This window comes from Rhodococcus sp. IEGM 1370 (genome assembly GCF_033142325.1).
Lineage (GTDB): Bacteria > Actinomycetota > Actinomycetes > Mycobacteriales > Mycobacteriaceae > Rhodococcoides.
In genome coordinates, this window is sequence record NZ_JAWLRY010000064.1 from 1 (window position 1) to 1,338 (window position 1,338).

A 1,338-nucleotide genomic window follows, 5' to 3' on the forward strand; every position below is an offset into this window, starting at 1 on the left:
TGAATCACCCTAGGTTTTGTGCCGCCTCCAGTTGGGGCTGATCCTCGGTGCCGAGGCCAGAGTAGTGGAGCGTTTCGTACTCGATCGGGGGCATCTGCCCGATGCTCGAATGTAACCGTCTGTTGTTGTACCACTCGACCCAACCAGCGGTCGCGTACTCGACATCGGAGAGCGTTTTGTACGGCCCGGAATGGAAGATCGTCGTGCGGATGCACTCGGTCTTGTACAACCCGTTCGCTGATTCGGCGAGGGCATTGTCGTAGGCGTCCCCGACCGACCCGATCGATGCCGCGATCTCCTCGAGCTTGAGCCTTTCGGTCAGCATGACCGATGTGTACTGACTGCCAGCGTCCGAATGATGTATCAGCTCAGCAGCTTTCACTGCATGACCCTCCCTCTTGCGTTGCCACAGGGCCATCCGAAGCGGGATCGTCACCAGGTCCACAGTCTTCGACGTCGATGCATGCCAGGCGACGATCCTGCGGGAGAACACGTCGATGATGAACACCACGTACACCCACCCGGCCCATGTTCGGCAATATGTGAAGTCGGTGACCCACACTCGGTTCGGTTCAGCAGCGCTGAATTGCCGATTGAGCAGATCGGTGGCCCGAACACCGTCGGCCGATGCGATGGTCGTCCGGATCCCTTTGGATCGGCGAATACCGTTGTGGCACAGTACCTTCATCGCTCGGTCGACCGCGCCATAGGACACCCCGGGAAGTACGGTCCGGTCGAGATGTGCGTGCATCTTCACCCTGCCGTACAACCCTTCCGGTGTCATTTTCCGGCGGCCGGCCTCGTCGGTGTGCCACACCGCCCCGCGCACCGCATCGACGACGTGGGCGTCGGAGACAGTGCGCGCCGCGGGCTTGCGTGAACGCCATGCCCGGTAGGTTCTCGCGGCGATCTTGCAGCCCTGATCACGCAGGACACGGCAGATCGACTCGACCGCATAACCGTTGGCGCGCAACGTATCTATGAAGTTCATGATCATCGGTTGCGGGGGTCGAGTTCCCCCGCGAAGAAAGTCGTTGCGGCTTTCAGAATCGCAACATCCTCGCGGAGCTGCTTGTTCTCGGCTTTCAGTTTTTTGATCTCGGCGGATTCCTTCGAGGTAGTCCCGGTTCGAGCTCCAGCATCGACTTGGGCCTGAACTGCCCAGCGTCGTACGGTCTCGTGGCCGACCCCGACCTGCTTGGCTATCGCCTCGGCGGCCGCTGTCAACGACGCGTATTCCGCACCGTGGTCCGCGAGCAATCGCAGGGCCCTCGCACGGACCTCCGGATCGATTTTCTTGGGCATGTGCTCATCCTTCCTGACTCAGAAGGAAGCGGC

At 60.9% G+C, this 1,338-nt stretch carries 1 protein-coding gene; it reads right to left on the bottom strand.

The window, feature by feature from the left end:
* Window positions 1-4 precede the first annotated feature (4 nt).
* Window positions 5-1,305 (bottom strand): IS3 family transposase gene (locus R4P47_RS25000; RefSeq protein WP_317786072.1). Its coding sequence is split into 2 segments (ribosomal slippage): window positions 5-1,032 and window positions 1,032-1,305, totalling 1,302 coding nucleotides; the frame shifts between segments, so codons are not numbered across the junction.
* Window positions 1,306-1,338 lie beyond the last annotated feature (33 nt).